This is a genomic window from Vibrio thalassae (assembly GCF_900089835.1).
GTDB lineage: Bacteria > Pseudomonadota > Gammaproteobacteria > Enterobacterales > Vibrionaceae > Vibrio > Vibrio thalassae.
Genome location: NZ_OANU01000028.1, coordinates 60,263 through 81,977, shown reverse-complemented (window position 1 = coordinate 81,977; position 21,715 = coordinate 60,263). Strand labels below are relative to the sequence as shown.

At 44.0% G+C, this 21,715-nt stretch carries 19 protein-coding genes; 11 read left to right on the top strand and 8 right to left on the bottom strand.

Features of this window, described 5'->3' with window-relative positions:
- The first annotated feature begins 146 nt into the window (after positions 1 to 146).
- The 3 genes from VTH8203_RS10920 to VTH8203_RS10910 all read left to right on the top strand — a co-directional run bounded on the left by VTH8203_RS10920 (position 147) and on the right by VTH8203_RS10910 (position 3,935).
- Positions 147 to 1,922 carry an alpha-amylase family protein gene (locus tag VTH8203_RS10920; RefSeq protein WP_096993711.1) on the top strand — a complete coding sequence of 592 codons (1,776 nt, stop codon included), beginning with the start codon at positions 147 to 149 and terminating at the stop codon, positions 1,920 to 1,922.
- 184 nt (positions 1,923 to 2,106) lie between these two features.
- Positions 2,107 to 3,282 carry a maltose/maltodextrin ABC transporter substrate-binding protein MalE gene (gene malE, locus VTH8203_RS10915; RefSeq protein WP_096993710.1) on the top strand — a complete coding sequence of 392 codons (1,176 nt, stop codon included), beginning with the start codon at positions 2,107 to 2,109 and terminating at the stop codon, positions 3,280 to 3,282.
- 227 nt (positions 3,283 to 3,509) lie between these two features.
- Positions 3,510 to 3,935 (top strand): phosphate-starvation-inducible protein PsiE, encoded by a 426-nt coding sequence (locus VTH8203_RS10910; RefSeq protein ID WP_096993709.1) that lies wholly within the window; start codon positions 3,510 to 3,512, stop codon positions 3,933 to 3,935.
- 558 nt (positions 3,936 to 4,493) lie between these two features.
- On the opposite strand, the gene VTH8203_RS10905 is transcribed toward VTH8203_RS10910, so the two are convergent.
- The gene (locus VTH8203_RS10905; RefSeq protein ID WP_096993708.1) at positions 4,494 to 6,122 is read right to left on the bottom strand and encodes a glycoside hydrolase family 13 protein; all 1,629 of its coding nucleotides are present in this window, start codon (positions 6,120 to 6,122) and stop codon (positions 4,494 to 4,496) included.
- 124 nt (positions 6,123 to 6,246) lie between these two features.
- Here VTH8203_RS10905 and VTH8203_RS10900 point away from each other — a divergent pair, with 124 nt between their 5' ends.
- On the top strand, positions 6,247 to 7,140 hold the full coding sequence (locus tag VTH8203_RS10900) for a LysR family transcriptional regulator (protein WP_370739223.1): 894 nt from the start codon (positions 6,247 to 6,249) through the stop codon (positions 7,138 to 7,140).
- A gap of 99 nt (positions 7,141 to 7,239) precedes the next feature.
- Complete coding sequence (locus VTH8203_RS10895; RefSeq protein ID WP_096993706.1) at positions 7,240 to 7,488, top strand: hypothetical protein; 249 nt, start codon at positions 7,240 to 7,242, stop codon at positions 7,486 to 7,488.
- Here VTH8203_RS10895 and VTH8203_RS10890 read toward each other — a convergent pair.
- From VTH8203_RS10890 to malE (VTH8203_RS10875), 4 genes are all read right to left on the bottom strand, one after another.
- Entirely contained in the window at positions 7,481 to 8,392 is a 912-nt protein-coding gene (locus VTH8203_RS10890; RefSeq protein WP_096993705.1) for a cation efflux transmembrane domain-containing protein, read from the bottom strand. The genes VTH8203_RS10895 and VTH8203_RS10890 overlap by 8 nt on opposite strands.
- Positions 8,393 to 8,784: 392 nt before the next feature.
- Positions 8,785 to 9,675, bottom strand: coding sequence for a maltose ABC transporter permease MalG (gene malG, locus VTH8203_RS10885; RefSeq protein ID WP_096993704.1), 891 nt, complete (start codon positions 9,673 to 9,675; stop codon positions 8,785 to 8,787).
- A gap of 11 nt (positions 9,676 to 9,686) precedes the next feature.
- Positions 9,687 to 11,258 (bottom strand): maltose ABC transporter permease MalF, encoded by a 1,572-nt coding sequence (malF, locus tag VTH8203_RS10880; protein ID WP_096993703.1) that lies wholly within the window; start codon positions 11,256 to 11,258, stop codon positions 9,687 to 9,689.
- 83 nt (positions 11,259 to 11,341) lie between these two features.
- A complete protein-coding gene (gene malE, locus VTH8203_RS10875) occupies positions 11,342 to 12,523 on the bottom strand; it encodes a maltose/maltodextrin ABC transporter substrate-binding protein MalE (protein ID WP_096993702.1) in 1,182 nt (393 codons plus the stop codon).
- Between the two features lie 724 nt (positions 12,524 to 13,247).
- Between malE (VTH8203_RS10875) and malK the strand changes: the two genes are divergently transcribed.
- A complete protein-coding gene (gene malK, locus VTH8203_RS10870) occupies positions 13,248 to 14,357 on the top strand; it encodes a maltose/maltodextrin ABC transporter ATP-binding protein MalK (protein WP_096993701.1) in 1,110 nt (369 codons plus the stop codon).
- A gap of 306 nt (positions 14,358 to 14,663) precedes the next feature.
- On the opposite strand, the gene VTH8203_RS10860 is transcribed toward malK, so the two are convergent.
- The 3 genes from VTH8203_RS10860 to VTH8203_RS10850 all read right to left on the bottom strand — a co-directional run bounded on the left by VTH8203_RS10860 (position 14,664) and on the right by VTH8203_RS10850 (position 16,724).
- Positions 14,664 to 15,245, bottom strand: a complete 582-nt coding sequence (locus tag VTH8203_RS10860) for a DsbA family protein (protein WP_096993699.1) — start codon at positions 15,243 to 15,245, stop codon at positions 14,664 to 14,666.
- 278 nt (positions 15,246 to 15,523) lie between these two features.
- Positions 15,524 to 16,201 (bottom strand): LuxR C-terminal-related transcriptional regulator, encoded by a 678-nt coding sequence (locus VTH8203_RS10855; RefSeq protein ID WP_096993698.1) that lies wholly within the window; start codon positions 16,199 to 16,201, stop codon positions 15,524 to 15,526.
- Positions 16,202 to 16,523: 322 nt separating this feature from the next.
- Positions 16,524 to 16,724: a restriction endonuclease subunit S domain-containing protein gene (locus tag VTH8203_RS10850; protein WP_096993697.1), complete on the bottom strand. Its 201-nt coding sequence runs from the start codon at positions 16,722 to 16,724 to the stop codon at positions 16,524 to 16,526.
- Positions 16,725 to 16,983: 259 nt separating this feature from the next.
- On the opposite strand from VTH8203_RS10850, the gene VTH8203_RS10845 reads away from it, so the two are divergent.
- The 5 genes from VTH8203_RS10845 to VTH8203_RS10825 form a co-directional block, all read left to right on the top strand.
- Positions 16,984 to 17,940: an AAA family ATPase gene (locus tag VTH8203_RS10845; protein WP_096993696.1), complete on the top strand. Its 957-nt coding sequence runs from the start codon at positions 16,984 to 16,986 to the stop codon at positions 17,938 to 17,940.
- 243 nt (positions 17,941 to 18,183) lie between these two features.
- Complete coding sequence (locus VTH8203_RS10840; protein WP_244181195.1) at positions 18,184 to 18,981, top strand: DUF58 domain-containing protein; 798 nt, start codon at positions 18,184 to 18,186, stop codon at positions 18,979 to 18,981.
- A 6-nt stretch (positions 18,982 to 18,987) separates the two neighbouring features.
- Positions 18,988 to 19,485: a DUF4381 domain-containing protein gene (locus VTH8203_RS10835; RefSeq protein ID WP_096993694.1), complete on the top strand. Its 498-nt coding sequence runs from the start codon at positions 18,988 to 18,990 to the stop codon at positions 19,483 to 19,485.
- A complete protein-coding gene (locus VTH8203_RS10830) occupies positions 19,482 to 20,456 on the top strand; it encodes a vWA domain-containing protein (protein WP_096993693.1) in 975 nt (324 codons plus the stop codon). The genes VTH8203_RS10835 and VTH8203_RS10830 overlap by 4 nt, the downstream gene beginning before the upstream one ends.
- The coding region (locus VTH8203_RS10825) for a vWA domain-containing protein (protein WP_096993692.1) at positions 20,446 to 21,715 on the top strand (1,270 nt) is incomplete at its 3' end. The genes VTH8203_RS10830 and VTH8203_RS10825, both read left to right, overlap by 11 nt.

The window sequence follows — 21,715 nt, the reverse complement described above, 5'->3', positions numbered from 1 at the left end:
CGCCTTTTGATCCTCAATACCAAGAATACTTGGCTAAGAGAAAATCAAAGAAGCAATGTCGTAACTCTTGGCACGAGCCTGCTCTCACTGCTTTATAAGTTGCTGGGTGCCAATCGGTGCCTTCGTGAAGGCTTGAGCCTAGTGCGGTGAAAGTTGCATGCTGGGTTCTTAGAGGGACGACACTTGGTAACAGGTGTCGTCTACTCGACACTATCCAAGAAAACGGTGTGGGTAAATTCAGTGACATCACCTCGAAGGCATTAGACTCAATTAAAAACCTCGGCATGACCCATGTTTGGTACACGGGGATCCCACATCATGCGTTGGTCGCTGACTACACTGAGTTTGGCATTACTAACGACCACCCTGCTGTTGTCAAAGGCAGGGCTGGCTCTCCCTACGCAGTAAAAGACTATTATTCGGTTAACCCTGATCTTGCCGATAACCCGAGTAACCGTAATCAAGAATTTCAGTCTCTTATCCAAAGAACGCATGACGCAGGCTTAAAGGTCATCATCGACATTGTCCCCAATCACGTGGCAAGACAATACCGAGGCTTGAACAATCCAGCCGGAATTTGTGATTTTGGTGCGAGTGACGATGTGAATGTAGAGTACGCGGTCGATAACAACTTCTACTATATTCCTGATCAAGCCTTTCAACTACCCGATATTCCAGCGCACCTGCAACCACTTGGTGGAGAACAACATCCTCTGCTTCGTGAGCTATATCAGGAGTTTCCTGCTAAGTGGACGGGTAATGGATCTCGATTAGCCAAGCCCAATTCGGACGATTGGTACGAAACTGTCAAAGTAAACTACGGTGTTCGTCCCGATGGTAGCAAAGACTTTCCGATACTACCCGAAGACTACCGCGACAAGTCGCACCAAGCGCATTTTGAATTTTGGCAACATAAACAGGTACCGAACTCATGGACCAAGTTTCGCGATATCGCTCTATATTGGCTATCTCAAGGCGTCGATGGGTTTCGATATGATATGGCGGAGATGGTGCCGGTAGAGTTTTGGAGCTTTATGAACTCATCAATAAAGGCAATGAACCCAGATGCTTTTTTGGTTGCAGAAGTGTATCAACCACATTTATATCGAGATTATATCCAGCTCGGTAAAATGGACGCTTTATACGATAAAGTTGATCTTTATGACACCCTAAAAGATATCATTCGGGGCCACGGAGACACGCAGAATATCACTCGAATTCAACAAGAATTATATGATATTGCGCCCCATATGCTTCATTTCTTAGACAATCATGATGAGCAACGTATACCGTGCAGCGAGTTTGCGTCCAACGCACACTCCGCCTTACCTGCCATGGTGGTCTCGGCGACGATTAGTAATGCTCCTACGATGATTTACTTTGGTCAAGAAGTCGGAGAAGCTGGCGTAGAACTCGCCGGTTTTGGACAGCCTACTCGAACATCTATTTTTGATTATATTGGCGTTCCCAGCCACCAACGCTGGATGAATAATGGTGCTTTTGACGGAGGGCAATCAACACCCGAAGAATTGGCACTGCGTCAGTACTATCAAAAACTGATGAATGTTACGCTCACCTGTCCTGCATTAACTGGAGATATGCAGCCATTTGGAACAGATGCCGATGTGGCGCACGGTGATCTAGCCAGTAAGCTCTACTGTTATGCTCGATATACTCACCAAGAGCACGCTCTTGTGTTACTAAACTTTGATTCTCACCGCAGCACCACTCAACCTATTGCGTTGCCTGCTGAGTTAGTTTCTAACCTGAAGTTAGCCGATGGATGTTACATTTATCGTGATCTTTTAAACTCAAACGCACAATTTGAAGTTGAGATTCGAGACGGTCTAGGACGTATAGCACACCCATTAAAACCACTCACGTCACATATTTTGCAGCTTACAGAAAACACGCAAAACTAAGTCGCGAAAACCAAAGTAGCTAAGCTCCAACCTTTTTGTTGGCGCTTTTTTATTCGTCTCAACCAAAATCACACTTAACCACCATGAAATAGATAAAAACTATACCTAGTGACAAAAAGGCTATTTTGCTGCAATTGGAATTCGGTTTATTCTAATGCCATTACAAATAGTCAGGATCGTAACAATGAAAAATCTAAAACTATCCTTGTCAGCTGTGGCACTAGCGACGTTAATGGCAGCACCCGCATTTGCGGTTACCGAAGGCGAACTACTCATCTGGATCAACAGTGACAAAGGTTATGAAGGCTTAGCCGAAGTGGGTCGCCAGTTTGAAGAAGACACTGGCGTTAAAGTCAGCGTTCAGTTTCCTGAATCATTAGAGTCTCGCTTTCAACAAGTTGCGGCAACTGGCGATGGCCCAGATATTATTTTCTGGGCACACGACCGCTTTGGTGGCTACGCAGAGGCAGGTTTGCTTAGAGAAGTAAAACCAAGCAAAGAGTTTCAAGATAAACTGGTTGATTTCAGTTGGGACGCGGTTAATTACAACGGCAAGTTAATTGGCTACCCTCTAGCAATCGAAGCCATCTCTCTGATTTATAACAAAGACTTATTACCAGAGCCACCAAAAACATGGGAAGAGCTTCCCGCTATCCAAGCCAATATGAAAGCGCAAGGCAAACAGACCATCATGTGGGATGTGAAGAACGCCTATTTCACGTGGCCAATCGTTTCAGCTGGCAGCTACTCATTTAAGAAAACCGAAAATGGTCACGATGCAGCGGACCTAGGTATCAACAACGAACAAGCACATAAAAACCTAGCGTTCTTACTTGATATGAAAAAACAGGGCATTGTCGACCCTGGTATGGATTACGCAAATGCGGAATCATCGTTCGCAAAAGGTGATGTCGCGATGACTATCAACGGCCCTTGGTCTTGGGGCAACCTTGATAAAGCCGGAGTAAATTATGGCGTTGCGACATTCCCTACTCTCGACGGCAATAAATCCAATCCGTTTGTTGGCATTTTAAGTGCTGGTATTAGCTCAGCAAGCCCAAATGAAGATCTTGCGGTTGAGTTTATCGAGAACTATCTGTTTACCGATGAGGCACTGGAAACGATAAACAATGATAAACCATTGGGTGCAGTAACGCTTAAAACCTATCAGAATTCTCTAGAGTCAGATGCTCGCATTAAATCGACAATGCTCAACGCAGAAAACGGTGAAATTATGCCTGCTATCCCACAAATGATGACGTATTGGATTTCAGAAGGTGCTGCTATTGAAAATGCTCTCAATGGACGCCAAACCGTTGAAGATGCCCTGACAACGGCTGAAAACCAAATTTTAAGATAGTCACAACCGATTTGATCGTAGGTCAAGCCCGTCGTAAAAAGCGGGCTTTTTTGATCGCTCTGTCTCATCCGGCTTCGGCGTCATCACTTGCTGATTTTGTTCTCCATCGATTCGGCACCATTTAGGATAATCGCTTTTATATCTGACCGTTAGCCACTATAGAACTACGCTAGCTCACCGCTTCTATGCTAAGGTAGAGGTTAACCAGTTATTATCGAAGAAATTTCATGCCTTCCCATTTACCAAAATCATTCAGTAAGCCTTTTTTAAAGGTATTCCATATTCTTGAGGCTGTCTTGTTGGTCGCCATCACGCTCGCGACACTGTATGCGATGATTGAAGAGTTCATGCACGTATTTACTGAGCGCCGAGTTCTATTGACCGATATTCTTTTAATGTTCATCTATTTAGAAGTACTGGCAATGGTTCAGCAGTTTGTGATGAATGGTAAAATTCCGGTACGCTACCCCATCTATATTGCCATGATGGCTATCGCGCGTTATATCACTCTAGGGATGAAAGAATTAGACGCTGTACCTATCGTTTGGCTATCTCTTGCGGCCTTTGTTTTGGCGGCGGCAACCATTCTGATCAGAGTCGGCCATCATTACTGGCCCTACGTGGATGATAAAACCAATCAGCCCGACGAGTAAGCTTACTTGACCTATTAATTACTGTGAGAAAATATTTCAACGAATTTTGACTTATTTGGGCTTTTTCATGACCAGGTTCGAAAAAGCCCCTCAAATTCAATCTGCTATTGATGCAACGAACTTTTGTCATTATTAACGCGGGTTCACACTCTCTACCTCATTCAAAAATGTGCTCTTGAATTCATCTATATGGCTGTCTATACCTTTCAAGGTAGCAAGAAGATCTTTTTAGATCATACAACGCAGTTAAGGCAGCCGTTAAACGATAAACATGCAGCGGCATAGACTTCACAACATCACGTCAGGTGACTATAGGAGATAGAAAATGGATCGTACTTGCCCTATGTGTAACACCCCAATGATAGAGAGAAACACTGAGCATGTGTGTCCTAGGAATGATATTGGCGATTGCACCTATGACCCATACTTTTACGAATTAGACGTGGATAGAGAGCGCGACACTGAGAATAATCAGCCCTATTGAGCTGATTGATCCATTGGCACAAAAAGGCGAGAACTTGAGTTCTCGCCTTTTCGGTTCTTGACTACATGGCTGCGCTAAAGACGCAATACAGCCGCATCATAAGGCTGTAAACTGAGATGATTCAGATCTGAGAAATCAATGTTTGTATTTGATAACAAGGTTGAATGCTTATCTGGCGTCTCGATACCTAAATCGATATCGACACTTTCGTCACTGAAGTTCGCTACAACGAGCAAGGTTTGCTCGCCGCGCTGACGAAGGTAGGCAAAGACCTTGTCATGTTCCTCAACCAAAGGAGTAAAATCGCCGTACACCACGGCTTCATATTCACGACGAAGAGCTATGAGTGCCTTGTAGTACTCATAAATTGACTCATCAGAAGCTCTATCAAGCTCGGTATTCACTGCAGTGTAGTTAGGGTTCACCTCAATCCAAGGTTCGCCTGTAGAAAACCCTGCATTGGCTTCATTTGACCATTGCATTGGCGTGCGAGCATTATCACGACTATTTTCAGCCAATGCCGCCATCATCTCTTCATGGCTAACACCCGCTTCGGTTCTCACCTTATAAAAGTTTAACGTTTCAATATCTTTGTATTGCTCAAGATGGTCAAACTTCACATTCGTCATGCCGATCTCTTCGCCTTGATAAATGTAAGGTGTCCCTTTTAAGCAATGTAAGACTGTCGCCAACATTTTTGCCGATTTCACCCTATGTTGTCCGTCATTTCCATATTTTGATACAGCACGTGGCAAATCGTGATTATTCCAAAATAGTGAGTTCCAACCTGTTTCCTTAAGTTCTAGTTGCCACTTGGTTAGAACCTGTTTGAATGCTTTTAGATCTAACGCTGCTGGCTTCCATTTATCACCATTGGTCCAAGTCAACGTAATATGCTCAAACTGGAATACCATCGATAGCTCTTCACGACCTTCTGCACTATACAGTTTGGCGATCTCTGGCGTTGCGTCCCAGGTCTCTCCTACCGTCAACAGATCTTTATCACCAAATGTGGCATTGTTCATTTGTTTGAGCAGCGGGTGCAAACGAGGTCCATTCCCCGTAATACCGTTATCAATTTCTTTGCCAATTAAGTCAATCACATCTAATCGGAAGCCGCCAATCCCTCTATCTATCCACCAGTTCATCATTGCATGAACTTCATCATGGACTTTTGGGTTTTCCCAATTTAAATCTGGCTGTTTTTTTGAGAACAGGTGCAGGTAATATTGTTGTGTTAGTTCGTGCCATTCCCAAGCACTACCGCCAAAAATGGATCCCAAGTCACTTGGCGCACTACCATCAGGCTTGGCATCACGCCAGACATAGTAATCACGATAAGGCGATGTTCTTGACTCACAAGCGCGTTTAAACCACTCGTGCTCATCAGAAGTATGGTTGACAACCAAATCCATAACGATTTTGATGCCTTTTTCTTTGGCCTCAGCCAATAAAGCCTCCATGTCTTCCATCGTACCGAACTCAGGTGCAATCGCTTTATAGTCTGAGATATCGTAACCATTGTCGTCCATTGGCGACTGATAGACTGGCGATAACCAAATCACATCCACACCCAGTTCGGCCAAATAGTCCAGTTTGGAACGAATACCGTTTAGATCGCCAATACCATCACCATTAGAGTCACAAAAACTACGCGGGTAAATCTGATAGACAACGGAGTTATGCCACCATCTTTTTTCCATGTTCAAATCCTTCATTACACTTACTATATTTCGTCACTCTACGCATTGCTCAGTAGGAAAGAAAATAGAATATACGTATAATCATATAGATTTTTCATATAACACTTTGGTTTTCACCATGGCTATCAACAAATCACTAAAATACTTCTTGGCCGTTGCTAAGCATGGCAACATCAAACGCGCCTCAGATGAGCTTTTTATTAGTCAACCTTCATTGACCTCTGCGATTAAGAAACTGGAGTCCGAAATGGGAGCACCGTTATTTAATCGACTCTCAAAAGGTGTTGAACTTACCCCATACGGCCATAAATTTCGAGCCTTTGCACAAGAACAGCAAGAACAATATTTCTCACTCAAGCATCAGTTTAACGACATGCAACAGCGCCAGTTTGGTAAGATAAAAATAGGCACAGGAGAAGTATGGTGGGAGCGATTTGTGCGTCAGTCTGTTGAAGATTATCAATCACTTAACCCTGCCAATTCTTTCCATCTAGAGTTTGGCAATAATCTATCACTGTTAAGCCATCTCACACGCGGTGATATAGATTTATTTATAGGTCATGAAGTTCTAGAGTTATCGGAAGATTGCCGTGTCGCATTCCACCCCCTTTTTCAAGACTACGAAGCGATCTACGTGTCTCAACAACACCCGTTGGCAACGACACCAACTGATGTAAAACAGATAGACCAATACCCTTTACTGCGGGTAACACCGAATCACCCAAGACATCAATCTGTCTTATCAAACGGGTTACCTCATGATAGCTCATTAGAAGAGCGGGTCGTGTACGATGTAGATTCGGTGTTAGCAAGTATTGATATGCTCCACATGACTCAAGCTGTCATGCCATACAGTCACAGAGCCGAACAATGGCTAGCGGGTTTAGGTTTAACAGCATGTCACATTGATAAAAACAAAGTAGGAAACATTGGTATTTATACTAAGCTTGGTGAGCACAAGCACAGCGTTCACGAACTCATGTATCTTTTTAAACAGAATGTTGAATCAATAGTCTAGTTTGTTAATTCACTGTCAAGTCACGCAACTGTCATTTTTCTTTCATTAAAGTTTGATGTAATCGCCAAACTTTAATGCCAGAAGAGATAGGAGCTCGGCTTGACCCTCAACAACATCACGTTAACTGAATCAACACTTACCAACTTAAAATCAGTCGAGTATCAATGGATCAGAACGATGTATGTGGAAGGTTATCAAAGAAACGAGATCAATCACTATATTAAAACGTGCTTTGGTGGTGACGATGTGTTTGCTGATCTGTTGCAACGTGTCGCGCTGGAGCAAGAAAGTCTTTATGTCCTGCTCCAGTACGTCGGATGTGCGCCTTCTAGTCGTGAGCTTACTTAGCGGCATTCACAGCGGTGGGCGAGCGCTTAAGGATAACGTCGACCTCTGTCATAGCGTATGGTTTATCAACCTTACTTCTCAAGTCATCAACGAAACGCTCGTAGCTTTTAAAAGTCATCGACTCACGCTTAGGGTCAACATAAACCGATACCCATGTCTTTCTACCTAACTTAGATATAAAGATATCGACAATCTCGATGTCATAGTCTCGTGCCAAGCCCTTCAATCCTTGATAGATAGGCTTAGTATGTTCAATCGGCGGCATGGCTAAAGTCAGTTCACGCATACCATTTTTTATCAGCTTAATTGGGTCACTAATAAATGCCAAACTGAATAACACCACTAAGATCTGGTCGATATAGCGCGCCACCCATCCAAATGACGTACCTTGAATCAGTATCACTAGAATCAGCGCTACTCCAATCGCTCCCGAAATAATGCCGTTAATCAACCATGCATTTTTTTCGGCTTTTAAAATATCGGAATGAGACTGCTTATGTCCCAAATGACACACCCAGTAAAGAAGTGCACATAATGCCACAGCAGGAAAAACGTAAATGGCCATTAAGCCTAACGCCGGTTCACGACCACCAGCAAGAATAACCGGAAGATTACTACCCACAGCGAACGCGATAAGAATGAGTATCGTAATACCTTTGATAACCACAATGAGTGGCTCGAAGGCGAAAAAGCCCATTGGGTAATTACGTGATGTCCCTGATTCAGTTAACTTTGCAATGCGTAGAGAGGCGAAAGATACTACCGCGGACAAGAGGTTAAACGAAGCATCAAGTAAGATGGCACTTGAGCCCGAAATCATTGCCATAAGACCACCCCACAGCGCCAATATGCCCGCGCCGACGGCTGAATAGATTAACGCTTTCGATTCCGTGATTTTTGTCATCTACTTCTTCCTTTTAAGACAAACTCGCTACCTATTTCAGGTTTGTTAAAACTTATAACACAACAAACACACACTGCCTATGACAACCCGTCTCAACTGATGCTTTTAACAGCAGTAATTGTCAATGATAACAATCGGTAATGTACTGTTGTACGGCTATTCCTATGAGGTCATGGTTTGATGGTAACATACATTGAGGGGCCGAAAAGAAAACGCCCGAGGCAACGCTCGGGCAACGGTTACAAGAAACTGTTATTCGTGATAGTAAGGAATCCTGGTAACAGCCAGCTATGCGTAACACCAGCAATCTTATCTGACTTGTCGGCGGCCAAACCAATTGAGTGTCAAACAAGATAAAAAAATGGGTGACCTTACGGCCACCCTTATCGTTATTATCCTTTAACACCACCAGCGGTGAGGCCACCCACTAACCAGCGCTGCGCAAGTAAAAATACGATTGTGATAGGTAATGCTGACAATACCGCCGCTGCTGCGAAGTCACCCCATAAGTAGTTCTGAGGATATAGATATTGCTGCATACCAACCGCTAATGTGTATGAGTTTACATCAGAAAGCAGTAGTGATGCTACCGGTACTTCGCCCACAACCCCAATAAACGATAGGATAAAGACTACCGCTAGAATTGGCACAGACAGTGGCAATAGTACCAAGCGGAACGCCTGCCAAGGCGTCGCTCCATCTAATGCAGCGGCTTCTTCTAGCGAGTTATCAATCGTTTCAAAGTAGCCTTTAATGGTCCATACGTGAAGTGCTATGCCGCCCAAGTAAGAGAAGATTAGACCACCATGCGTGTTCAATCCTAAGAAAGGAATATACTGACCAAGTTTGTCGAATAACGCATATAATGCAACCAGCGCCAATACCGCAGGGAACATTTGGAAGATCATCATCGCTTTAAGGATGGTGCTCTTTCCAGGAAAACGCATTCGAGCAAAAGCATACGCCGAGGTTGTTGATAGCGCCACAATCAAAATAGATGAAATGCCTGCAACTTTTACCGAGTTCCACAGCCAGGTGAGTACTGGGAATGGCGGTGGGGTGACTGAGCCATCTGCATTGGTCACAGATAACCCTAACGCCAGTTTCCAGTGTTCAAGCGATGGATTATCTGGAATCAGACTGCCCGTCGCAAAGTTACCTTCACGGAAAGAGATTGCGATTACCATCAGTAGTGGGAAGATGATAAGTGATAGGAATACCCAAAGCGCAATATGGGTTGCCCACACTCGGTATTTTAATGATTTACCTTGTACCATTGCCATCGTGATATTCCTTAATCTTGCTCAAGTTTAGTGAAACGTAAGTTGAGTAGAGCTAACGCACCAACCAATAGGAAGATAAGCGTTGCAATCGCACTTGCTAGACCGAAGTCTTGACCACCAGAACCTTCAAATGCAATACGGTAGGTGTAGCTTACAAGCAGATCGGTATAACCAGCAGGCTCAGAGGTGCCGATCATATTAGGACCACCTTGAGTCAATAGCTGAATCATTACGAAGTTATTGAAGTTGAAAGCAAAACTTGCGATCAATAGTGGCGTAAGCGGCTTAATCATCAACGGTAGCGTAACTCGTGTGAAGTTGTGAATAAAGTTCGCACCATCAATCGCCGATGCTTCATACAAATCATCAGGAATCGCTTTTAATAGACCCATACATAGGATCATCATGTAAGGGAAACCAAGCCATGTGTTGACGATTAATACCATGGTTTTCGCAAGAATCGGATCAGAGAACCAACTTGGGCTAATACCAAAGATGCTCTGCAACACCATGTTGATTTCACCAAAGCTTTGGTTAAATAGACCTTTAAAAATAAGGATCGAAATAAACGCTGGTACCGCATATGGGAGGATAAGTAGCACACGATAGACAGCACGACCTTTTAGTTCTTCCCACTGCACAACACTTGCCAGTACCATACCAATCACCAATGTGAACACAACGGTCAGTACTGAGAAAACCACAGTCCAAATAAAGATGCTGATGAACGGTTCTTTAATGCCATCGTCTTTCCAAACACGTTCAAAGTTGTGCGTGCCAATATCAACGATAAAACCTGGAGACACCGTATTGCCAGTAAACTCTCCGTTCGCATCGATAGGCTGATAGAAACCAACTTCCATGTTCGGGCGGAACGTCTCACCCGTTTTGTTGTTCAGCAGATCGTTTGTGCCTTCAATCTTGCTAAACAGCGGTTGTACTGACGCAAATTTGCGCAGACCACTCATACGAATATCTGACCCGTCGGGCATATGAAGGTCAATCGCGCTCAATGCTGAACGGTTTTGAATGATCGCTTTAATTTTCTCTTTATCACCTGCCTGAGATTGAACCTCCGACAAATCGTATTCTGCTTTAGGGCTCGAGATATCAAACTCTGGTGTTACCAGCAACTGACTACCATCTTTAACGTAAATACGATGTCCATTATTGGTTTTATACAGTTCAAAAGAGAAGCTTTCACCGCTCTGGAATGTGCGCTGCGTTAAAACACTTTGCGCCCTGTCCAAGGAGAGTTGGTTTTTCGCACTGTAGTTAGTGAAAGCGAGTCCGACGGTATACGCTAATGGAAAAAGGATAAAAAGAATCATCCCCGCAATACCTGGATAGATATAACGGTGCGCGTAAGTTTTCTTACTGCCGAAAATATAGAGTGCCAGAGCGGTTAAGATCACAGTAAGCATAGCAAAGGCAAGCTCACCGCGTGAATACATAAGAATGGTCGCGTAACCGTTCACTAGACCTACTGAGCCAAGAAGTCCCCACTTAATGAATACTTTCTTGCTACTTGGAACTGTAGCGGCGGCTGCTGACATGGCATCTGTACCTTGAACTGACTGCATAAACGGACCTGCTAGCGATAATACAAAAATAGAAATGAAGGAGGGGTCGCCCCCTCCTTAAAAGGGTAGAGCTAAAGTTATGGTTACTTCGTCATTTGATTTTCTGCGTCAGTTAGCGCAGCATCAACAGTTTGACGTCCATCAACCACGTTAATGATTGCGTTTTTAGCCGATGCCCAGAACGAGCTCATTTGTGGAATATTTGGCATGATTTCACCGTTCATCGCATTATCCATAGTGGCAGCAATGCGCTCATCAGTACCAAGTTCTTCTTGGAATGAAGTAAGTGCTACAGCGCCAAGTGGTTTATCGTTATTTACTTCACGTAAACCGTCGTTGGTTAGTAGATAGTTCTCTAGGAACTCAACCGCTAGGTCACGGTTAGGTGACGCTGTACTGATACCCGCGGTTAGTACACCCACGAAAGGCTTAGAAGCTTGACCATTGAATTTAGGAAGCGTCGCAACACCATAGCTGATACCTGACTTCTCAATGTTTGCCCAAGCCCAAGGGCCGTTAATCGTCATCGCAGTCTTACCTTGGTTGAATGCAGACTCTGATACAGAGTAATCCATATCTGCCGAGATAACGCCTTTATCCACAAGACCTTTGACGAACGATAGTGACTCTTTCACACCTTCTTTCGCAATACCGGCATCTTTAACATCGTAAGAGCCACCGTTATATTTGAATGCGTATCCACCATCCGCAGCCATTAGTGGCCAAGTGAAGTACGGTTCTTTTAGGTTCCACATGATTGCTGTCTTGCCTTCTTTAGCAAGTTTCGCGTTCAATGCTTCCATCTCTTCCCATGTTTTAGGTGGGTTAGGAACTAGGTCTTTGTTGTAAATGAGGGAAAGGGATTCAACCGCAACTGGATAACCGATGATTTTGCCATCGTACTTCACTGCATCCCATGCAAAATCAATAATGCCTTCTTTAACTTCTTTCGAAGGTTTGATTTCAGCAAGCAAACCCGCTTGAGCGTACTCACCAAAACGGTCGTGAGCCCAGAACACGATATCAGGACCGTCACCCGTCGCTGCAACTTGAGGGAAGCGGCTTTCAAGACCATCAGGGTGAGCAACTGTCACTTTAATGCCTGTGTCTTCTTCAAACTTCTTACCTACTTCTGCAAGGCCGTTATAACCTTTATCACCATTGATCCAAATAGTGAGTTGTCCTTCTTCGATAGCAGCATTTGCACCAAAAGAACCAAGAGCAACTAGAGTACCTAGCGCGACAGTGCTTAGGGCTTTTTTCATGTTCATATCCTTTTTATAGTTTTGATCGCAGGGTTATCCAGAGGATTTTCCTGAATTTCGAACAGTATCATCTAAAAAATACAGCCTAGTCTCATCCTCCTACTCTCTACGCCCTTTGGAGTAGCGGTGATTTCCGTGATCTCAATCGCCAAAGACTATAGATCAACATCACAAAACAATCTTCTGTTGTGACATGTTTCACCATTATCAGACGTAATTATTTGAACTAGATCTCATATGCCATTTCTACTCCCCCAACCCCTCCTCCTTTCCTACTCCCCCCACATTTATTTTTATCGGGAGGATGTACGATGCACATCAATCTAGGAAACTGCAGTCATCCAAGAGTGGATGGTAAGAACCCTTTACCAGTAAGAGCTGTGTGCTCCTTGCGTTTCATACGAAACACATGCTGGATTTGCATCGCCAGACTCGCCAAGTAGCCATAAATTGAAATACTAGTGGTAATGAATGTTACGGGGGAGAATTTCAATTTTTGGCGGGGGATACTAGCGAAGTTTTGGCTTTGAGGGTGGCGCCATATCGTACTGCGCCGCCCTTTTTTCTTTCCATAAAAGGGCAAGATCGATAATCAAAGGGCGAGGCCTTTACACAAAGTCGTGCAATACCCTAATCACTTACCAATTTCCTACTATTATTAGCTGTCGACTTATCTCTATAATGTTCGGCAGAAAGATATAAAAATGAATCGAGGACGAGCTACATGGCGAGTGTCACGTTAAAAAATGTTAGTAAAGCGTACGGCGACGTACTGATCTCCAAGAATGTCGACTTAGAAATCAATGAAGGCGAGTTCGTTGTCTTCGTGGGTCCATCAGGTTGTGGTAAATCAACTCTACTACGCTGTATCGCAGGTTTAGAAGACATCACGTCCGGTGATTTGTATATCGGTGACGAGCGCATGAATGACGTTGAACCGTCTAAGCGCGGCGTAGGTATGGTATTCCAATCTTATGCTCTCTACCCTCACCTTAATCTATATGACAACATGTCGTTTGGTCTTAAGCTGGCAAAAGCCGATAAAGCAGAAATCGATCGCCGTGTTGAACATGCTGCCGAAATTCTTCAATTAGGTCATCTGCTTGAACGTCAACCTAAAGCACTTTCTGGTGGTCAACGTCAACGTGTGGCCATCGGTCGTACTCTGGTTTCTCAACCAAATGTATTCTTGTTAGACGAACCGTTGTCTAACCTTGATGCTGCACTGCGCGTCAATATGCGCTCACAAATCACTAAACTGCAACGTCAACTGGGCTGCACCATGATTTACGTAACGCATGATCAGGTGGAAGCGATGACGATGGCAGACAAGATCGTGGTTCTGGACGCAGGCTATGTGGCACAGGTGGGTAAACCACTAGAGCTTTATCATTACCCTGATAACCGTTTTGTTGCTGGGTTTATCGGCTCGCCAAAAATGAACTTCATCAGTGTATTCATCGAAGAAGTCGAAGCAGAACGTGTGAAAGTGCAACTTTCTGATGGTGATTCTTTCTGGATCCCTGTGGATGGCACAACAGTTATCAAGGGCGATCGTATGTCTATGGGTATACGTCCAGAACACTTAGTCGCTGAAGAAGATGGTGATGCAAAAGTCGAAGGCGAAGTCATGATCGTTGAGAAGTTAGGCAACGAAACACAGGTTTATCTAAACCTAGAAAGCGCTGACGCCGACGTTATTTACCGCCAGCCAGATACTCTAGACGTAGAAGTTGGAGAACGCATCAAGATTGGTATTCCTGCGCATCGCTGCCACTTGTTCCATAGTGACGGTAAGGCATGTCGTCGTTTGTATCAAGAAGCTGGTGTGTAACCCTCTGGCTATCCAGCATACCCACCTCTAATGACTAGCAATCCCCCTACTCAATAAGATAGGGGGATTTTTTATCCCCATTAACCATCATTAACAACAAAGCCAACAGCAAACACGTCAGCCCAAACATAAAGAAGGGTAAGCACACTAAAGGATGATAACAATAGTGGTAGGCGGTACAAATACACGCCACACCTAACAAGTTAAACCCAATAACCCAAAAACGGCTTAACCTGTTCCAGCTCAGAAGCATAGGTGCCACAAAAATCAACGCACTTAATAAAGCGATAGACGTATCTTGTGCCATTAACTTGTCAACTCAACAATCAGACGTTCCAGCTCTTCTAAATTACTCAATTGATGCAATACGATTTGTTGATTACCGTTGACAACTATCGTAGGTGTAGCGCGAATCCTATATTCTTTTATTAAGCTATTAAAATCTTCCACTTTATCTTGTATTTGATTACAACGTTGTTCAAAGGATTGAGAGTTAACACCGCACACCTCGAGAACATCAGCAATATCGCTGCGAAACTTCGGTGTTTGATCTCGTCTGAAGTGAATTCTATGAATCAATTCTTCAATGAAGGCCTGTTCAGTGCCCTGCCCTTGAGCGACTACAAAGGCTTCTTGAACATCGCGTCCAACAGGTCCCATACCAACTACAATTTCGTTAAAAATTAAACCATGCTTTTGTACCATCTCCACTAATGGCCTGTGTACCATCGCGCAAGGACCACAGTAAGGAGAGTGAAATAACATGACCTGAGCGTCTATTGTGGGTGAATGAGGTAACGTAACGTAGTGCTTACCTTTCTCAAACTGAATAGAAAAGACTGCCGTAGAGAAAAGGCTTAAAGCTAGATATAACAGGATGTTTTTCATAGTGTGCCAAGCTCAAAATAGTGAAATACGCACACATTACGTCGTTATCTAATTCGAGTGAAATCAAAGGTGGCTAGAGAAGATTTAAATTGAACGGGAAGAGATTACTCCATTTTTATAACAATCCTTTCCTAGACTCCACATTGTTATTTCGACCAAGATACAAATTATATTAGACCAACATCCACAGCAACCAAGCTAAATATTGACTTTCATTAGATTCATATCGCCAACCCGCCAATTCAGGCGGGTTAACGTTTAACGTAAGAAAAGAATAACTATGCGAGTTCGCGGGGGGTAATGTTACCTTTCGCCCAAATACGAGCTTGCAGACGATTATTCACCTTTATCTTTTTCAAAGCATTATGCAAATGTGCCTTGACTGTATTCTCACTAACAAATAGCGTTTGTGCTATTTGTGTGTTTGAAGCCCCATGGCCCAAAAGCTTAATAATTTCTTGTTCTTGTCTAGTTAATTGGGTGTAGTAAGGGTTGGGCGTACGGCTGTGTTTACCTAGATAGAGTTTAATATACTCGTACACTAGCTTTCGGCTCATCCACATCTCACCATTAAGTATGCATTTAAAGCCGGTAATAAGCCTTTCCAAATTGTCGGTAGCATAAAACACTCCAACCAGACGCTGCCAGCGAAGCATTTCGGATTGACGAATACCCGGAGAAGTATTGATTAATACTTCTTGGGCTTCTATTGGAAACACATCCCTTACCTCATGATATTGCCGCACAGTCCAATGTCCCATCGTTGGATAATTGATAATAATGAGGTCGACACGATTGTCGTTTGTGGTTCGTCGAAGTTGACCGATACGTTCAGGGGAAATAAGCCGAATTTCAATATTAAGCTGTTGTTCAATCGACTCTATTAATAAACTCGACTGTAAGTTATTTTCTGCCAACAGAACCGCTCGTTGGTTTCCTTCTACCGAGGTCGCCATAAGTCACTCCATGTGAATATTTTTGTTTTGAAAAGTAAATCCAAAGTTAATATTCAATTCTATGCACACTCATTCGTCAATAGTTCAAAAACCGAATGAAATCGATTGCATAGCACCAACCTGCCATCAAAACAACAGCTTGCATATAAAGTCTCAATTTTGAGAAAAGCAGCAGTTTTAGCTATGCCTAATGGGATATATTAAGTTTTGAGATATCGGTCTCAATTACTAATTAAAAAGTTCGGTGGGAAGGAAGATAAAATGGGGGATTAGAAAATAACAACCCCCGTAAGATATTTCTGTACAGGGGCTAATGGATAGCTTAGTGAATTGGAGTCTGGCTCTTTTGGTTAAATTGACCAAAGTACTTTTCAAGAACTTCTGGAGTTAATTTACCTTCTGCTTCAAGTTTTTTCAGCTCCGCGGCAATTTCACGCTGTTCTTCAATGCTAGGGAGAGCCACTTCAGATTCAGACTCCGCTTGAGAAGACATCAATTCTAGTTCTTTCTCAAAATCACTCATAACACATTACCTATTTAAATGCTAAATCTTGCCGACAGTTTACTTGTTTTGCTTGATTCATGCCATATCCTAGCTGCAATTTGCTTCCCTTCCAATACAAGGCTTTCCGCTTGGTATAGGGAATGTGTTCCGAATTCTGCTATACAATAAGGTATCCGTTTTGATTGCAATGACAAAACAATGACATTACTAACGGAACTTTTATGCTAGTTATCCATCTATCTATTTATCTCAATGCTCGCTATAAGGAATCACCATCATGCCAGCACAGTCTTTCCAACAACTTCAACGCTACCTAGAATCTCAGGTTATTGGTCAGGACAACCTTGTAAAGCAGCTTCTGGTTGCTTTGCTCGCTGATGGACATATATTGGTAGAAGGCCCTCCGGGGCTTGCAAAAACACGTGCTGTTAAGTCTCTTGCCGATTGCATCGAAGGCAGTTTCCACCGGGTTCAGTTTACCCCAGACCTACTCCCTTCGGATTTAACCGGAACGGACATCTATCGCCCCGAAACTGGCGAGTTCCAATTTAAATCTGGCCCCATTTTTCACTCACTTATCTTGGCAGACGAAGTCAATCGAGCGCCTGCAAAAGTGCAGGCAGCGATGCTCGAAGCAATGGCTGAGAAACAGATTAGTGTAGGTCAAACCACCTACCCTCTACCGGAGCTGTTTCTGGTTATGGCGACACAAAACCCGATTGAGCAAGAAGGTACTTATCCCTTACCAGAAGCTCAACTGGACCGTTTTTTACTTCATCTAGAAGTTAACTATCCGGACGCTGAGAGCGAACTGGCTATCTTGCGACTTAATCGTGGAGAGGCGCTGGGTGAAACCCACCACTTCGACAGTCGAATTTCTCAACGAGAGATTTTTGAAGCCCGACGCCAAGTACTCTCGATTCATATGGCGGAATCGATAGAGAAGTATATTGTCCGCCTAATTATGGCGACACGCTCTCCAAATACCTATAGTGACAAACTCGCCAACTGGATAGAAATGGGTGTCAGCCCACGAGCGACAATAGCTCTAGATAGGGCTGCGCGAGCTCACGCCTGGTTGTCTGGACGCGATTTTGTTAGCCCAGAAGATGTTCATGAAGTGATTTACCCAGTACTTCGCCACCGTCTTTTACTCTCTTACCAAGCTCAAGCAGAAGGGATCAATGGCAATAGAATTATTGACGAATTATTGAAAACAGTCGCTTCAGCATAGGTGGATTAACGTATGTTTGCGAAATTTAACTTCGCTAATCGGTTTCGAAAAAATACAGTAAACGATCGCATACTCGAGGACGCCATTGCAAAGGGTGACCTTCCCACTCAATGTAACGGCGCTTTCGTCTCATTACCGGAACTCTGTTTTTATCAAACCCATGGCAAACGTTGGCAACCTCCTGCAAAAAGCCTCTGGTCGCAACTAAATGGTCAGCATACCAGTCCACGAAAAGGACGGGGAATGACATTCTCCGAGGTTCGTCAATATCAGCCAGGTGACGATGTTCGTCAAATTGATTGGCGAGTCACGGCTCGTACTGGAAAAGTGCACACGAAATTGTTTACCGAGGAGCGTGAGCGACCTGTCGTACTGTTTATCGATCTTACGTCTAGTATGTATACAGGAACGCAATTACTCCTTAAATCCGTGCAGCTCTGCCATTTAGCAAGCTTGTTAAGCTGGGTCGCCATTAATAGTAAAGATCGTGTTGGTGCCGTGATTCGTAGCCATCATGGTGTGATAGAAATTCGCCCATCGAACTCGAAGGCGTCGCTTTATCAAATGCTGAATCGCCTTGTGGAAGCTCACAACAAAGGTTTGCACCCTAGCGACACTATAAGCTCTGGCGAGCAGTCTTTCAGCCGTTCGGAACTAAGCAAAGACCCGTATAAGATTCTGTCTAATCTGTGTAATAAAGGGAGTGAAGTTATCTTGTTAAGTGACTTCTCTTCTATTTCGGATCATGATATCAACGCTATTACTAAGTTAGCTAGACATAATCGAGTCCGCGCGATCCAAGTCTACGATCCAATTGAACTTGGCGAAACAAAAGCACAAGGAATTCAAAGTGTGATGGGGAGAAATGAGCTTTTATCTATCAACTTTTCAGACAAAGAGGCAAAAAATGCCATTGGCTCCATGTTTAGACATCAGCAATCTCTGCTTGCCACAAAACTAAGCCAATATGGGATTGCGTTATCTCAAATATCGAGTGGTACGCCTCTTCTACAACAGTTATCTATGTCGAATCTTAAGTAGTGAATTATGAGTCAGCTAAGTCAGCCTCAAACTTTACCGTTAAAGCCCTTACATTTACCCGCTGAGCCTGTTGCGTGGCCTCTCCCTTGGGGGTATTGGCTTGTCATATGTATTATTTTACTTTCCATTATTTTGGTCGTTATATATGTCGTTAAGACGCGACAGCGTCAGCGTGCGAAAGCAGTAGCGCTAAAAATGCTAAAAAGTAATACCGAAACACTGACGCCTTCTATTGCTAACGAGATCCTACGTCAAGCTGTGCTCAGCTATTACCCACGTAAAGAAGTAGCGCACCTTACAGGAACATCATGGTGGCGCTTTTTAGATTCTCAGCTCACATCTCCGAGATTCTTACCTAAAGAGATGGCGTGGCAAGCTGCATTGTATACTCATACTGAGGTTACCGAAGAAGACCGTCGCGACTTGGTTGCAGACTGTGCCTTTTGGATTCACCACGCCTTGCCGCCAAAAAAACAATATCTAAATTGGAAGGCAGCATCATGAGTGCGTTTACATTTGAATGGTGGTGGCTATTTTTGCTGTTACCTTTACCTTATATCGCTTACCGGTTACTAAAGGCTAAGCGCCCTCACGCTGCGGTCACTCTGCCCCACCTTTCTGGACTCCCTGCAGCCAGTAGAAAAAAAGAGCAGCTCATCAGGCTCACCGCCATTTTGGCTTGGGTGAGCTTAATCTGTGCTGCGGCTAGACCTGTTTGGTATGGAGAACCGATTGAAATTCAGCCTAAGCATAGAGACATGATGCTGGTCATTGACCTCTCTTACTCTATGAGTCAGAGAGATATGGCCTACAACAATGATTATATTGACAGGCTTAGCGCTGTTAAGCATGTGGTGTCTGATTTCGTCGACCGGCGTAAAGGCGATCGCGTTGGTCTGGTTTATTTTGCCGATCATGCTTATTTGCAGACACCCTTGACCTTTGATAGAGAAACGGTCAAAGCTCAACTGAATCAAACCGTCTTAAAACTCATTGGTACGCAAACCGCTATCGGTGACGGTATTGGTTTGGCAACAAAAACGTTTGTCGACAGCAATGCGCCTCAAAGGGTGATGGTGTTGCTCAGCGACGGTAGTAATAACGCCGGCGTTCTTGACCCAATTCAAGCCGCAGAAATAGCAAAAAAATATGGGACGATTATTTACACCGTTGGGGTGGGTGCAGGTGAAATGCAAGTTCAAGATTTTTTTATGACTCGCACGGTAAATACCGCTGAAGATTTGGATGAAAAAACATTGATCAAAATCGCCAATATGACCGGCGGTCAGTATTTCAGGGCTCGCAACGCGAGTGAACTTGCGACCATTTACGACACAATCAACTCACTGCAACCGGTTCAGCAAGCCACTCAGTCTTGGCGACCTCAAACCGAGTGGTTTATGCTCCCTGCAACACTAAGCCTGTTACTCGTTATGTTGATCGTGGTGTTAAGGAGAGAAAGCGATGAGTTTTGAATTCCTCTATCCACAGGTCTTTTGGTCCCTGTTACCCATTGCTATCGTTGCTGGCATTAAATTCAAACGCCAATCAAACTCGCCAATTATTGCCAGTCACTTAACAAAAGCGATGCATCAACAGGCAAATACACGCAAGTCGTCCTCATGGCTGTTCGTGCTGCTTTGTTTCGTCTTGGTAACGGCCATCGCAGGGCCTAGTTTTGAGACTCAAACACGACCTGCCCTTCAGTCGTCACACGCGCGGGTTTTGGTGCTGGACATGTCTCGCTCAGTCTATGCCAATGACATAAAACCCAATCGTTTAGCTCAGATAAAATATAAAGCTCAGGATTTACTGCCGCTGCTTGCCGACGGACAAACTGGACTGGTCGCGTATGCGGGCGATGCCTATACCTTAAGCCCTCTGACCACAGACTCCGCAACCTTAAGCAACTTAATAGCGAACCTCTCCCCTGACATCATGCCAATTCAAGGGGCAAGAGCAGACCTAGGTGTAAAACAAGCGATAGACATGATGACACAAGCAGGTTTATCAGACGGGGAGATCATTCTGTTCGCCGATGACTTAGACCAAAGCGAACTAAACGCCATCGAAAAGTTACTTGATAGCGGTCACTGGAAACTCTCTGTTCTCGCATTTGGCACAACCGGAGGAGCGCCCATCACGGTTCCAGATGGCTCAATGTTAACCGATAGTGATAACAATACCATTGTTGCCAAACCTCAGTTTACTCACCTCAAGCAGGCTGCGAAGGTTGGACATGGGCAATACACAACGTATCGAAGCGACAATCAGGATATAAGCCGTTTAGTGCCAAGCCCTGGTTTGAATTCGGTCAGTAATACAAAAAGCGGACAAAGTGTCGAAGTGAGAGTAAACAATGGCTATTGGTTGCTTCCTTTCGCTTTATTGCTACTTCTACCCCTGTTTCGCAAGGGTGTTGTTTTTGTCGCTCCTGTGGTGGCGCTTCTATTAGGTTTTAATCCGAATGACGCTCAAGCCTCTATTCTGAATAGTGCATTCCAGAACCAAAACCAACAGGGCTATACCGCCTTTAAAGATAAAGATTATGCGACTGCAATAGACAAGTTCAGCAACAACAAACCGTGGTTGGCAGCGTCACAATATGAGAGTGGTGATTACCAAGGAGCGATCAATAACTTACAAGGAGAAAAGGACATCAATTCTCTGTATAACCTTGGCAACGCTTTGGCTCAATATGGTGATTTGGACAAAGCCGCAGAAACGTATCAAC